The organism is Methanoculleus sp. UBA208, from assembly GCF_002498065.1.
Taxonomy (GTDB): Archaea; Halobacteriota; Methanomicrobia; order Methanomicrobiales; family Methanoculleaceae; genus Methanoculleus.
In genome coordinates this window covers 8,146-21,599 of the sequence record NZ_DAFZ01000118.1, presented here as the reverse complement: position 1 = coordinate 21,599, position 13,454 = coordinate 8,146, and the positions used below count along the sequence as shown (strand labels likewise).

Below are 13,454 nucleotides of genomic sequence, written 5' to 3'. Positions count from 1 at the left end.
AGATGATCACACCCAGGATCAGCATGACGACGTAGCCTCCGGCGACGTAATAGGGGTATTCCACGGTAGTCCCCGGAACTTCCAGAGCCGCCAGCACGAGGAGCCAGAGGAGGAACCCGAGGCCGAGGCCGCAAGCCCTGCTCTACCCGGAAGGCGTTCCGCTTCAGGCATCGTATCGCGGGTAAACAGGTAGTAGCCGGAGATGATGAAGACCGGCAGCATTCCGGTGTTGAGCCAGATCTGTACCATCTGTGGGAATTTGACTATGAATGCTCCCATGGCGTTCGGTTCCGCGAAGAACGCGAAGAGGATCGCCATGAGCACGGCGACCCAGAGGTAATACAGGAACACGCCGAAGAGCGCGCCCAGAACGCCCGCAATCTTATCGGGTTTTTTTCTCTGTTTCTGTGGTCATTTCCATCACATGGTTTCATCAGCCTGTTCCTTTCGACGTGCGTCTCCGGTCCCAGATGTAGAGGATGGGAAAAGTAATGATGCCGACAAGCGCGATTCCCTGGAGGAGGGGGGTAACGGGGTATTCCAGCACCGCGTAGCGCAGAAGGACGATCCCGGCTGCTATAAGGTAGAAGACAACCGATCGCACCAAAGTGACGCGGCGCTCGCCGCCATCGGTGAAGACGATTCGTGTCAGGAGCAGGCCGATGACGACAAGGACGGGGAGCCAGGATGCCTGGTTGATGGAATACGTAAGGGACGCATAGAGATAGATCAGGAAGACTGTGACGAGAAGGACAGTATCGATCACCTTCTCGACGATGCCTCTTCTCCGTGCTGTCTTCCTTTCTCCGCGCTTCCCCAGTCGAAGCGCATGGCGAAAGATATTCGCTGGATTGGGGTCGATCAGGCCTTCTTTTCGTCTATACCACACCATAACGCAGGCGACTACTGCAGCGATCATCAATGGCAGGGGTAAGAACAAAAAAGCTGGCAATGGGAGGTAGTCTGTTGTGATGACGAAAGCGGTGACGATAAGCGAGACTCCAAAGGTTGCAACTGAACGCCACAACTCTTCTTTGGCAATAGTATCAACCTTCATGAGTTTCATCAGGGACTTTCTCTTCATTTCTTCTGTCATTTTTATTATCCTGGGATTATTACGGGTCTCCGGCTCCGCTCCAGGCATGCATCGGCTTTATTTTAATCAGTATTGGTATGTCCCCGTGTGGAATTAAGTAATTTTCGTAAATTTTTGACTATAACGGTTCTCAAAACCGTAATAACGGCTTGCAGAGATGGTTCATCTCTCCTCCATGGTATCCGCCGATTAACAGGCGATCGACTGCGCTACCCGGATCAATTCGTCGCGGTCAAGCGACCCACGCACCTGATACGTAGCGTTTCCGGCCGTCCAGGCGATCAACCGGTCCGATTCGGTCTCGTAGATCAACCCTGCATACCCGTTTATGTCAACGGGTTTTGGCTCGCTGTTAACGATCTGATCTTTTGCATAGGGGTTGTACCCGTATTTGCTCCAGGTGACGTCGAGAAGCGTCATATCGGTAGTTGACGCATTCTGCATCGTGTCGTTGCGTGCGTAGCGCAGGGTCTCGCCGATCGTCGTGCGGCGGTCGTGAGGTTCCGTCTCGTTCCAGACAGTGGTTATTTGGAGGTCGTAGAGGATATACCCCTCAGGAGTGTATGACGGCGGGGGGAAACTCGTGTATTCGGCGGGGTTCTCCCACCCATAATAGAATCTGAAGGAGAAGAGATCCCGGAGTGACGGTGCATTGTCGGGGGGAGTTCGGTTATGGGTGACGGCGTAACCTCTGCGGGATCGGTGGCCGCGGGCTCGATGCACCCCGCGGTGAGGAGAAGAAACGAGAGTATTACTATGATATAGTGGGGCTTCACGTGATTTTTCCTCCAGTAACATCCCCGGAGGCAAAAGAGGCGCAGCCTTAAGTACGTGGAATGCGAACCACTCTCTTGCCTTCGGGCAGTAGGGGGGCTCACCCGGTCTTGGATGGATGGGGTGAGTCTGCGCGGTTTTGCGAACGTTGTTTGAGCATCCGCATAAGGGGATAGACCCGGGTCTATATAGCATTTCTCTCACAATCATCTACACGTCCGGAGGCTGTTCGTGAAAGTGAGCCGGCGGATCCCCCCTGGGGCGGAGAGTAGAGGAGACGGATCGTTCTCACGGCGAGACAGGCTATGCGGGGTATGATAGTCTTCGGCAGACGATCCGAATCGCCGGAAGCGGTTCATCAACATCTGCCCGGAAGCCTATGGCCTGCCGCCCGCGATGTGCCGTAAGGATTATCTGCGGCTGGCTGCCGGACCCGTTCTTCCTGCGCGGGCAATTGCCATTGCGTATTGATTATATTATACAACCGTTTGAACACATTTAGTAATCAATCGATTACTTTTTATAATCAACCGGTGACACTCTTCCTGCATGCTTGAGGCTCTCATATCCTCAGAGACGAGAGTGAAGATCCTCACCCTGTTCCTCCTGAATCCCGATAAGGAGTATTACATCCGCCAGGTCGAGAGGCTGGTCGGGAAGAACTACGCCCTTGTCCGGAAGGAACTCGCGCACCTCGAAACATTCGGCCTGTTGAGGTCGGAAACAAAGGGGAACCAGACATACTACACCGTCGACCAAAATTTCTTCCTCTACCCCGAGTTGCAGAGACTGGTTCTCAAGACGGAGGGCGTCGCCCGGGTTCTCAAAGAGCGACTTGACGAACTCGGCAATCTCGAGTGCATATTCATCTACGGTTCATTTGCCTCCGGAACGGCAGGCGCAAAGAGCGACATCGATCTCTTCATCGTCGGGGAGGCCGACGAAAATCGCCTGATCCCTCTGATAAACGAGAGCGAGAGGACTCTGCAGCGGGAGATTAATTATACGCTGGTGAAGAGAGAAGAATTACGGGAGCGCATCGAAAGGGCCGATCCGTTCGTCACCAATGTTCTGAACAGACCAAAAGTTATGATCCTGGGTGAGGGTTGCTATGGTGAAACGCCTGGAGATGGAAGGGAAGATTGAGAGGATACCCATCGATCCGAACACGGTCAGGGAAGCAATCGGTATTGCGGAACGGGATCTCCATGCCGCCGAGATGAACCTTGAGTTCAGCAACGAATGGGCGTATAACATCTCCTACAACGCTGCCCTCTCGGCAGGGAGGGCACTGATCTTCTCCAGGGGCTATCGGCCGAAGGGTGGTGAAGGGCACGTTTCAGTAAAGGAGTTCCTGAAGTTCTACCTCACCCCGGATGAGGTTGCCGCCTTTGACCGGATGCGGAGAAAACGGCATGCGGCCACGTATGATCTCAGTTCTGTCGCCACCCATACCGATGCAGAAGGCGCCCTTGCCACAGCAAAAGCCCTGGTGAACACGATAAAGAAGATCCTTACGGACGACGGGTTTATTCCCTGACTTCGGGATCGTGGGTCGAGGGACTCCTGACCTCACCCGGAGCTGGCTGCCCGGAAAAAAAAGTTCGATTGATCCCGACCGGTAACAGTCCCTCACCCGATCAGCTTCACCAGCCCGTGCCGGGGTTCCAGCAACTCCCCGCCGCGTTTCAGCTGCTCGAGGGTGTGCTCGATCTTGTCGCGGGAGAATCCCTGCTGCACCAGGATTTCGATCACCTCGTCGACCCGCGCCTGGCCGCCGGAGTCGCCCGAGACGTTCCGGATCGCCTCCTTCACCGACCGGATGATGTCGCGCTGCGACTTCGTGACCCCGGTCACGAGCTTATCGATATCGAAACTCCCGCTCTCGGCGTCGTAGGCGACCTGCCGGAGACAGGCGTCCACGATCTTCAGGATCCGGTCGGTATCCTCCGTATCGACGGTGTTCGAGAGCCGCATCCTGGCGCTCGCCTCCGCAAGCCGGACCAGCGCCTCGAGCTGCCGGGCGGTGACCGGGACGGGCTTGTTCCCGCTCGCGAGGTTGCGCAGGCGCATGTAGTAGGCGATCAACGCCTCCTTCGCCCCGTCGGAGAGGATGGGGTAACAGGTCCGTTTTGCGTAGGCGATGTACTTCCGGAGAAGCGTCGGGTCGATGTCGGGGATGACCGGCGCAAGCGCCCGCTCGATGTACTCGTCGTCGACCTCGGGCAGGGGCTCGTACGCGTGCTGCTTGATCAGCTCGCCGACGGAATGAGTCTTGATGATGTGTTGCGCAATCGCCCCGTCGCGCTCGACCTCGGGCTGGTCGGTCATCACGAAGATGAGGTCGAACCGGGAGAGGAGCGAGGGCGGCATATTGATCTGCTCGCCGATCGGGACGAACTGGTCGAACCGCCCGAGTTTCGGGTTCGCGGCGCCGAGGAGGGCGCACCGGGACTTCAGGGTCGCGGTGATGCCGGCTTTTGCGACCGAGATCGAGTTGCCGCACCAGACCGGGATGCCGTTTCGCCGGACGTAGAGGATGTGGTTTTGGACCTCGAGGCAGTAGACCGTGCCCTTATACGGCCGCTTCTCGATCTGCCGTTGCCCGTTCGAGTTGACGTTCGGCTCGTTCTGGCCGTCGCGGATGAACGTCACCTGGTAGATGTCGTGGGTCGCGGTCGAGGTCCCGCCTCGCGGGTTGGGCGCGACCGCCCCTGCCTCCCGCATGAGGTGGACGTTCCCCGACCACCCCTTCTTCAGCAGGAGCTCGGTGACGTCGTCGGCCAGTCTCCTCGACGAGGTGGTATATATCGAGACCCCGGTCTTCTTGTTGATGTAGCCGTCCCCGAGCATGAGCGCGTCGAGGAGTATCTCGATCTGCTCCGGGGAGAGGCGTTTGGCGTAGTCTGGGACGTACTTCTCGTGGCATTTCCCGAACGGCGCGAGGTGTTCCGCGAGCTGCTTTGCGTTGATCGCGAAGTTCTTGCCGTCATAGGAGAAGCGGAACGGCAGTCGTTCGAGGCACCGCCGGATCGTTTCGGCAGACTCCGGGTTCGTCTGAGATATGATGACGCGGTAGGGAACCCCCGTCTGGTAGTGCCGCTGGACGGACCCCTCGGAGAGGAAGTAGCCCAGGAACTCAAGCCAGTCGTCCATCCCGACCGTGATGGGCTCGGTGAGTTTCCCTTCGGCGTTCTGGTTCGCGAACTTGACGACGGGCGGAATCTCGTAGGTCTCCTGCCGCTCCCCCGTCCATGCGGCGTTCTTCTTGAACCGCATCCGCTTGTGGATGGGGAGTTCGTCCATGCGGACGAGCCGGAACCCTTCCCACTCGTCGGCACGCCGGTTCAGGTTGACGTACATCCAGTGGTTCGGCGTGACCGCGAGGTCGACCTGGCGCGATTTGACGTAGTACATCTCCCCGTCATACTCCGATGCCACGAAATTGGACGGGGATGCGTACTCGAGCCTGCCTTCGGGAGAGAGTGTCGCGACACGATCGTCCGCGTTGACGTCCCGGAAGAGCTTCCACCCGCTCTCCGTGAGGACCTCGGTCTCGTCGTCGTAGCACTGCTGCTCCATCGCCTCGTGCAGCGCGCTCCGGTCTTCTTTCTGCATCTTGTCCATCTCATCGACGGCGGCGATCCCCATATCCGCGAGGACCAGCGCACCGGCCTCGAGCGTCCAGCGCCCGTCGCCGAACTCGTCCTTGACCGCCGTCGCCGTCAACCCGGCGGACGTCGACGACTTGCCGCTCGTGTAGATCCCGCGGGGCGAGAGTTTCACGACGTAGCGCAATATCTGGCTCTTTGCGATACCCGGGTCGCCGACCAGAAGGACGTGGACGTCGCCACGGAGGCGGGAGCCGTCCGGCATGTCCTTCGCGATGCCGCCGAAGAGCTGGAGCGCGATCGCCTCCTTCACGTCGTCGGTACCGTAGATCGTCGGCGCGATCGACCGGGCGATCTTCTTGTAGACCATGGGGTCGCGGGCGAGCGCCATGATCTTCGCCTCGTCCTCCTCGGAGATCGAGACCTCCTCGAACTCCTTCTCGGCGACCTCGATGGAGTTGCACTCGAGGTAGATGTCAAAGAGCGTGCTCTTCTGGCCGTAGTTGACCCTCTGCACCGACCGAAGGATGCCGTTCACCACCACCCGGTCGCCCGGCGCGACCATGCCGGTGAGGTCGTCGGTGACGTCGATATCGAGGGTCTGGGGCTGTTCGCCGCCCCGGAGGCCTTCGGGCGACTCCTGGATCCGGAGTTTCTGGGCGTCGACGAACCGGCACCGGTTCATGACGAGATCGAGACGGGTCTTCCTCTCACAATTCGGGCAGAAATCGGGCTCGTCGAACCGCCCGTAGCCCTGCGGAACCGGGTCGGTGTTTTTGCCGCAGGTGCGGCACCGGAAGACCGCGCTGACGATCCTGGGGCGCACCTCGGTCGTCTTTCTGAGGATCCCCTCGATGCTGACGAAGGTGTTGATCTGGTCTGCCCGGATAGCCCGGACGTCGGTCTTCTGCGGCAGGTTCGTGAACCTGATGTTGATCAGGTCCGGGTCCTGGCCTTCTTTCAGTTTGAGGAGCTTGTTCTGGACGATCGCGTCCCGGATATCCCCGAGGACCTTTCCCGGGCTCCTCAGGAGCTCGAACGCGAGCTTGTTGTTTAAGATCTTGCGGTAATCGATGATGAGCGACCGGTTGTGGGGGTACTCGCGGGAGAGCTCGGCGAGCTCGCGCTTGTACTGCTTCTTCAGGAACTTCGTCCACTCACCGACGTTGTCGGTGACTTCGACGGTTATCTCTTCGGTCACGGCAGAATCCTCAGCGGTGCTGCCCTGCGGCGAGGACGAACCGTGCGAGCAGCGCCTCCATCTGGATATCGCTGCTTGCTCCTTCCGAAAGGCGGAAATCGGTCTCGCCGAGGGCGTCGATCAGTCTCACTTTGAGCGTCCGGTCGATATCGCGCTGGACCAGTGCCCGGTAGCACTGGTTGATCAGCTCGTTCGGGGCGATGCCCCGGCCGCGGGTCAGTTCGATGAGCGCCTGCTCCGCCTCGTCAAACCTCCCTGCGATCGAGAGGTCAAGGAGTTCGTCAATCTCCTCCGGGCGGGCGGTCGCGGTGATCTCGTAGACCGTCTCCTCGTCGATCTCCGTCCGGAGGATGGCGGCGCCCTGCAGGGCGTTGATCGCCTTCCTCATGTCCCCCGAGGCGACGTAGACGATGGCGTCGAGCGCACCCTCCGTGACCGTGAGCCCTTCGGCCGCGGCAATCCTCCGGACCTCCTCGACGACCGCCTCCTTATCCAGCGGCCTGAACCGGTAGATGGCGCACCGGCTCTGGATGGGGTCGATGATCTTCGAGGAGTAGTTGCACGAGAGGATGAACCGGCAGGTGCGGGCGTAGGTCTCCATCGTCCGCCGGAGAGCCGCCTGCGCGTCCGTCGTGAGCGCGTCCGCCTCGTCGAGGAAGAGGATCTTGAACGTCGCCCCGGCAAGCGGCGACGTCCGGGCGAACTCCTTGATCTGGTTTCTAACGACGTCGATCCCCCGCTCGTCGGAGGCGTTCATCTCCCGAAAGTTCGTCTGCCAGGAGTCGCCGAAGAACTCCCGGGCGAGCGCCACGGCGGCAGTCGTCTTTCCGATCCCCGCGCTGCCCGTGAAGAGGAGATGCGGCAGGTTGCCGGTCTTCACGTAGGACTGGAGGCGCACCACGATATCCTTCTGTCCGACCATCTCATCGAGTCTTCTGGGCCGATACTTCTCTATCCAGATGGTGTGGTTGCCGTCCATTTGCATAGGTGTTGGTGCTCGTCCATCGTAAAAGGATCGTCATCCGTTCCGGTGATCCTTTTTAGAGGGGTCAACTACCCCGCCCTGAAGGGCGGGGCTTGAGACTCTATCATGTCGATAGTTCTCGTCCGGGTGGTTGACTGCACCCCTGCACCTCCAAGGTATACCTGTAGGTGCGTGCTCTGGACTCGATGTTCCGAGCACCGATCAGATCGGCATGGAGGGAGTGCCCGCAGCATTCGCAGACAAACGACTTTCCATTCCGATTATTCTTGCTGATATGGTTGCATCGAGGGCAGGTCTGGGAGGTATAGGCAGGATCGACATAGACCGTCGATATACCCTTCTCCCGCGCCTTATACTCGATGAAGGACTGAAGTTCAAAGAACGCCCAGGAATGATGGGTGTATCTCCGCTTCTTGGGGGTATCTGGCCGATCCCTGATCCCGGACAGATCCTCCAACCCGATCACATCGACCCTGTTCTGAACAGCAAAAGAAACGATCTCCTTCGAGACGCGGTGGTTCATATCAGTCATCAACCGTCTCTCCCGGCCGGAGAGGTGCTTCAGCATTTTCTTTGCCGACCGGGTGCCCTTTGACTGCAACCGTTTCCGCATAGTAGAATAGATGTTGCGGAGATCCTTGGCTTTCCCGCCACAGAAGAACCGACACTTTTTGTCGGTCGTCGAGGCAACCGCAAGGAAGTTCTGCCCCACATCCACTCCCATAAAGGTCGAAGACTCCGCGACCTCACGGGTCTCTGTCTCCCTCTCGCAACAGAGGTGGAAGTAGTATGTCCCGTCCTTGTGTTTCACCAGTTTCGACGCGCCAAACTTCCAGGTTCCGTCGAGATACCGCTCCATGTGGGGGTACCGGAAGAACCGGTACTTCTTTCTCCCTTCGAGGGTCGTAAGACCGATCTTGTCTCCATCAAGGGAGAAGTCTCGCCCAAAGGAGAAGGTCATGGAGGTGGGGGCGTAGGTGATCTGCTTCCACCCGGTCTTTTTCGCCCGAACCTGTGCCTGGAGTGTCCGGTAGGTTCCCGTGACCTGCCGGACGACATTGCAGGACATCTGGGACTTGAGACCGATCTGCCCCCGAAGAGCGGGATAGACAATCTTCTGGAGGGCAGCAGAACCCTTGGGTTTCCCGAGGTTGTACACGATCGCAGAGACGTAGTTCATCCCCTCGGTGTAGGTCCGTACCGTCCGGTCGAGAAGATCGGGGTCGGAACAGTCCATCTTGAGGATGACGGTCTTTGTGGTGAGCACAGGTATCTATTTCACTCAAAAGTGTATAAAGTTAGATCAGTGAATCGCAATTCCCGCTCGGCCTGAAGACCGGGAACTCCTTGCGGAATCAGCTGAAGACGAAAAGATAGGTACAGGGTTTCACGGAAATGCCGGGCCGGGAGATCCGGCAGGTTCTCCCGCCTCGGCATATCCGCACCCCCTTCCTCTAACGGACGGATTCATGGAACCTGCAGAACGGGTATTTGCGCAGGACTTCTCCGCCGCGCGGCACACGGCGGACTCCGGCGACGGCCGGGGCGGCTCGTACGTGGTGACGCCGGGGGCCGCCTGGTGCCGCCGCCTCTTCATTGTAGGCGCCCTTACCGAGCGCAGGGGGAGCGGCGAGATCGTGCAGGCCCGGATTGCCGACCCCACCGGCGCGTTCCAGGTCTCGGCGGACTGGCAAAGCCCGGACGCGGTCGAGACGCTCGGCTACATCGAACCGCCCGCGTTCGTCGCCGTCACCGGCCGGGCGGCGCTGACCGGCTCCGGAGAGCGAGCGTGCGCGAACGTAGAGGCCGAAGCAATCAACGTGGTGAACCGCACCGCCCGCGACCTCTGGGTGCTTTCGACCGCAGGCGCGACGCTGGACCGGCTCGAAGCGCTCCAGGACGGCAGGGACGAACGGGCCGCGGCCGCTCGCCGCCTCTACGGGATCACGGATGGGGGTATCCGCGGGATGGCCGCGATGGTGCGCACAGCGCTTGCAACTGTCCGCCCGGACACCGCTGTCGGCGAGATCGCGCCCCTCGCCGGCCGCGACCTCCTCCTCGATGCCCTCGAGGGGGAGGGCGGAGCACGGGGCATCGGCTTTGAAGACGCCGTCGCCGCCGGGGTGCGATCGGGCCTCTCCGCCCGGGAAGCACGCACCGCGCTCGAAGAGCTCCTCGCCGCAGGGGAATGTTACCAGCCCTCATCTGGTATGATTAAACTGATCTGACACGATAATGCGCCTTCATTTCATCGAGAACGGCCCGGCCCTCCTGGTCGAGCAGGACCGGCGGGTGCTGGTCGTCGCCGACCTGCACATGGGCATTGAATCGGGCCTCGAACGTCACGGCGTCCACATCGCGAGCCGGAGCGCCGTCCGGACCGACCGGGTGATCGCCTGCATCGAGGAGACACAGCCCGACCTCCTCCTCCTCCTCGGGGACGTCAAGCACAATGTCCTGGTGACAAGCAGGCAGGAGTACCGGGAACTTCCCGGCGTCCTCCGGTCGTTCCGGGACCGCGTGCCGATCGCCGTCGCCCCCGGAAACCACGACGGGGGCATCGGGCGGTTTCTCGAGCCCGGCGAGCTCCTGCCCGCCGAGGGCACGCTCATCGACGGCGTCGGCTACCTGCACGGCCACACCCACCCCGCCCCGGGGCTCCCCGGCCACCTTGTTGTCATCGGCCACCACCACCCGGTCGTCTCGCTTGTGGACACCGTCGGGTGCGCCGCACGCGCCCGACCGGCCTACCTCTACTCGGTGGTCGAGGAGCCGTCGGGGGAGCGCACCCGGCTCCTCTTCGTCCCGGCCTTCAACGAGTTCGCGGGCGGGATAGACGTCGGGCGGCTGCGGGCGAGCGGGCTCGGCCCCCTCTCCCGGTGCATAGACGAAAATTCCGCGGAGGTGTATCTCGCAGATGGCACGTACGTCGGCTCCCCGGCCACGCTCTGCCCCGCAGACGACACCTGACCTCCTCGACCCGCGGGTGCGGGAGGTCGTCAGGAGGCGCGGGTTCACCGGGTTCTCGGAGGCGCAGGAGCAGGCCATCCCGCGGCTTCTTGCGGGAGAGAACCTGGTCCTGGTAGCGCCGACCGGCACGGGAAAGACCGAGAGCGCGATGCTTCCGGTCTTCGACCGGCTCCTCGAGACAGCCGGCGCAGGGTTCAAGGCGCTCTACATCACGCCCCTCCGTTCCCTGAACCGGGATATCCTCGCGCGGATGGAGTGGTGGTGCCGCGAACTCGGTCTCTCGGTCGGCGTCCGGCACGGGGACACCCCGCAGAGCGAGCGGCGGAAACAGGCGCTGAACGCGCCCGACCTGCTCATCACCACCCCCGAGTCCCTGCAGGCGCTCTTCATGGGCAAGCGCCTCCGCGAGCACCTGAAGAACGTGAAATACGTCGTCATAGACGAGATCCACGAACTCGCCGACAGCAAGCGGGGAGCACAGCTCGCGGTGGCGTTCGAGCGCCTGGCCGAATACGCGGGAGGGTTCCAGCGGATCGGCCTCTCGGCGACCGTCGGAAACCCGGACGATATCGGCCGGTTCCTCTGCGGCCCCCGTCCGTTCTCGCTCGTGGAAGTGCCGGTGGCAAGCAGCCTCGATATCGGCGTCCGGTTCGCCGGGGAAGACTTCGGCGCTCAGGCGCGCGCCGTCGGGAGGTGTCTCGATGCCCCCGGCTCCACCCTCGTCTTCGTCAACACCCGGGTGACCGCCGAAGCGCTCGGGCACCACCTCTATCCCCGCGGGGACGTCGAGGTTCACCACGGCTCGCTCTCACGGGACGTCAGGGTCGATGCCGAGGAGCGGTTCAGGAAAGGCGAGGTCCGGACGCTGATTGCCACGTCGTCGATGGAACTCGGTATCGATATCGGGCACATCGAGCACGTCGTCCAGTTCGGCTCCCCCCGGCAGGTCTCGCGCCTGGTGCAGCGGGTCGGCCGCGCCGGCCACCGGCTCGACGCCGTCTCGCGCGGCACCGTTCTCGCGACGGGGTTTGACGACCTCCTTGAGTCCGTCGTGATCGCCCGCCGGGCGAAGGCGAACGAGTGCGAGCGGATCGTCCCGCCCGCCGGTGCCGCCGACGTGCTCGCGAACCAGGTGGCGGCGATCGCGGTCGAATACGGTGAGATCGAGGTCTCCCGCGTCCGGGAGATGATCGAGCGGTCGAGTGTCTTTGCCGGGTGCGGGCCGCTCCTCGACGACGTCTGCCGCCAGATGGCGGAGCACCGGCTGATCCGGCTCGACGGCTCCCGCCTCATCCGGACGGGCCGGGCGCGGCGCTACCTCGTCGAGAACCTCTCGATGATCCACGACGAGAAGAAGATGGAGATCTTCGACATGGTCTCGCGCCGGACGGTCGGGACGCTCGACGAGTCGTTCGTCCTCGGGTGGATGCACACCGGCGCGGTCTTCATCACCAAGGGCCAGCTCTGGCGGGTTCTCGAGATCGAGGGGGCGCGGATCACTGTCGAGCCGGCCACCCGGGCGAAAGGAGAGGTCCCGTCGTGGGAGGGCGAGCAGATCCCGGTGCCGTTCGCCGTCGCCCGCGAGGTCGGGGCGCTCCGGCGGACCCGGGCGTTCTCCCGCTACTCCGATATCCCGGAAGCGGTCTGTTACGCGGAGCGGTTCATTGCGCGAATGGACGAGGGGCACTACCCCGTCCCCTCGGACCGCCTCGTCACCCTCGAGAACGCGGACGAAGGCGTGGTCTGCAACGTCTGCGGCGGGCACAAGGCGAACGAGGCGCTGGCCAGGGCGCTCTCGGTCCTCCTCTCGGCCCGCTACGGGACGACCGTCGGGATCGAGGTCGGTGCCTACCGGTTCCTCCTGCGCCTGCCCGAGAACGTCCGGACGCTTGAGGTGCAGGAGACCCTTGCCGCGCTCGAACCCGAACACCTCCCGGGGATCCTGAAACTCGCCCTCAAGCGGACGGCGCTCTTCAAGTGGAAACTCGTACAGGTGGCCAAGAAGTTCGGCGCCATCGACGCGGACGCCGACTACGAGCGGTTCAGCATCCACCGGCTCATCGACCTCTTCAACGAGACCGTCATCGCGGGCGAGGCCTACCGCGAGCTCTTCAGCAACTACATGGACGTGGACGCGGCGCAGGAGATCCTCTCAGGCCTTCGCGACGGCCGACTTGCCGTCACAGTCGGGAGATTGAGCCCGCTCGGGAGCGAAGGGCTCTCGTCCTCGCGGGACATGATCCCGCCGCCGTTGGTCGACCAGGCGGTGATCGGGACGCTGATGCGCCGCCTCGAGAAGGAGGACGTCGTCCTCTTCTGCATGCACTGCCGGAAGTGGAAGAGCCGGACGGTTGTCGAGCGGGTCCCTGATAAGCCGCAATGCCCGCTCTGCAGCGCCCGGCTCATCGCGGCGCTGAAACCCTGGGACGAGCAGCTCATCCCGGCGGTGAAGAAGAAGGACAAGTCCGAGGAGGAGCGGGCGATCGAGGTCCGGTTCCTCCGGAACGCAAACATCGTCCTCTCGAGCGGGAAGAAGGCGGTGACCGCCCTCGCGGCAAAGGGCGTCGGCCCGGAGGCGGCGTCCCGGATCCTCGCGACCCTGGCCGAAGGGGACGCCTTCTACCGGGAGATTTTGAAGGCCGAGCGGAACTACGTGAAGACGCATAGGTATTGGTAAGCGACGTTCCGCTAGGAACGGAGCTTGAGAAGAACAAAGTTCTTCGAGAGGACAGGGGGGGATGCTCCCCTCTCCCCTGCCTCCACTCGTACGCTGATGTCTACAACCCCCACCCCCCCCCCCCCCCGCCCCCCCCCCCC

The 13,454-nt window shown here is 61.9% G+C and carries 11 protein-coding genes; 5 read left to right on the top strand and 6 right to left on the bottom strand.

Going from position 1 to position 13,454, the window contains the following annotated elements; genetic code table 11:
- Window positions 1-18: 18 nt before the first annotated feature.
- The 3 genes from BRA62_RS12130 to BRA62_RS12120 form a co-directional block, all read right to left on the bottom strand.
- Window positions 19-351: a hypothetical protein gene (locus BRA62_RS12130; protein WP_292366975.1), complete on the bottom strand. Its 333-nt coding sequence runs from the start codon at window positions 349-351 to the stop codon at window positions 19-21.
- An 82-nt stretch (window positions 352-433) separates the two neighbouring features.
- Entirely contained in the window at window positions 434-1,096 is a 663-nt protein-coding gene (locus BRA62_RS12125; RefSeq protein WP_292366974.1) for a hypothetical protein, read from the bottom strand.
- A 189-nt stretch (window positions 1,097-1,285) separates the two neighbouring features.
- The gene (locus BRA62_RS12120; RefSeq protein WP_292366973.1) at window positions 1,286-1,819 is read right to left on the bottom strand and encodes a DUF4367 domain-containing protein; all 534 of its coding nucleotides are present in this window, start codon (window positions 1,817-1,819) and stop codon (window positions 1,286-1,288) included.
- A 600-nt stretch (window positions 1,820-2,419) separates the two neighbouring features.
- Here BRA62_RS12120 and BRA62_RS12115 point away from each other — a divergent pair.
- Together BRA62_RS12115 and BRA62_RS12110 are read left to right on the top strand one after the other, a co-directional pair.
- Complete coding sequence (locus BRA62_RS12115) at window positions 2,420-3,016, top strand: nucleotidyltransferase domain-containing protein (protein WP_292366972.1); 597 nt, start codon at window positions 2,420-2,422, stop codon at window positions 3,014-3,016.
- Window positions 2,982-3,410: a HEPN domain-containing protein gene (locus tag BRA62_RS12110; RefSeq protein WP_292366970.1), complete on the top strand. Its 429-nt coding sequence runs from the start codon at window positions 2,982-2,984 to the stop codon at window positions 3,408-3,410. Before BRA62_RS12115 ends, BRA62_RS12110 begins: the two co-directional genes overlap by 35 nt.
- Before the next feature lie 92 nt (window positions 3,411-3,502).
- On the opposite strand, the gene BRA62_RS12105 is transcribed toward BRA62_RS12110, so the two are convergent.
- From BRA62_RS12105 to BRA62_RS12095, 3 genes are all read right to left on the bottom strand, one after another.
- Window positions 3,503-6,682, bottom strand: a complete 3,180-nt coding sequence (locus tag BRA62_RS12105) for an LAGLIDADG family homing endonuclease (RefSeq protein WP_292366968.1) — start codon at window positions 6,680-6,682, stop codon at window positions 3,503-3,505.
- A 10-nt stretch (window positions 6,683-6,692) separates the two neighbouring features.
- A complete protein-coding gene (locus BRA62_RS12100; RefSeq protein WP_292366966.1) occupies window positions 6,693-7,661 on the bottom strand; it encodes a replication factor C small subunit in 969 nt (322 codons plus the stop codon).
- Window positions 7,662-7,770: 109 nt separating this feature from the next.
- The gene (locus tag BRA62_RS12095) at window positions 7,771-8,934 is read right to left on the bottom strand and encodes an RNA-guided endonuclease InsQ/TnpB family protein (protein WP_292366964.1); all 1,164 of its coding nucleotides are present in this window, start codon (window positions 8,932-8,934) and stop codon (window positions 7,771-7,773) included.
- A 202-nt stretch (window positions 8,935-9,136) separates the two neighbouring features.
- On the opposite strand from BRA62_RS12095, the gene BRA62_RS12090 reads away from it, so the two are divergent.
- Genes BRA62_RS12090 through BRA62_RS12080 form a run of 3 tightly spaced genes read left to right on the top strand, consistent with a single transcriptional unit; the run spans window position 9,137 to window position 13,314 of the window.
- Window positions 9,137-9,895 carry a hypothetical protein gene (locus tag BRA62_RS12090; protein WP_292366962.1) on the top strand — a complete coding sequence of 253 codons (759 nt, stop codon included), beginning with the start codon at window positions 9,137-9,139 and terminating at the stop codon, window positions 9,893-9,895.
- Between the two features lie 7 nt (window positions 9,896-9,902).
- Window positions 9,903-10,637 carry a metallophosphoesterase gene (locus BRA62_RS12085; RefSeq protein WP_292366960.1) on the top strand — a complete coding sequence of 245 codons (735 nt, stop codon included), beginning with the start codon at window positions 9,903-9,905 and terminating at the stop codon, window positions 10,635-10,637.
- Window positions 10,585-13,314 (top strand): DEAD/DEAH box helicase, encoded by a 2,730-nt coding sequence (locus BRA62_RS12080; protein WP_292366958.1) that lies wholly within the window; start codon window positions 10,585-10,587, stop codon window positions 13,312-13,314. The genes BRA62_RS12085 and BRA62_RS12080 overlap by 53 nt, the downstream gene beginning before the upstream one ends.
- Window positions 13,315-13,454: the final 140 nt, after the last annotated feature.

Coding starts and splice junctions, on each gene's coding strand:
- BRA62_RS12110 (WP_292366970.1), top strand. CDS start 2,982: ATGGTGAAACGCCTGGAGATGGAAGGGAAGATTGAGAGGATACCCATC.
- BRA62_RS12115 (WP_292366972.1), top strand. CDS start 2,420: ATGCTTGAGGCTCTCATATCCTCAGAGACGAGAGTGAAGATCCTCACC.
- BRA62_RS12080 (WP_292366958.1), top strand. CDS start 10,585: ATGGCACGTACGTCGGCTCCCCGGCCACGCTCTGCCCCGCAGACGACA.
- BRA62_RS12125 (WP_292366974.1), bottom strand. CDS start 1,096: ATGACAGAAGAAATGAAGAGAAAGTCCCTGATGAAACTCATGAAGGTT.
- BRA62_RS12100 (WP_292366966.1), bottom strand. CDS start 7,661: ATGGACGGCAACCACACCATCTGGATAGAGAAGTATCGGCCCAGAAGA.
- BRA62_RS12090 (WP_292366962.1), top strand. CDS start 9,137: ATGGAACCTGCAGAACGGGTATTTGCGCAGGACTTCTCCGCCGCGCGG.
- BRA62_RS12085 (WP_292366960.1), top strand. CDS start 9,903: ATGCGCCTTCATTTCATCGAGAACGGCCCGGCCCTCCTGGTCGAGCAG.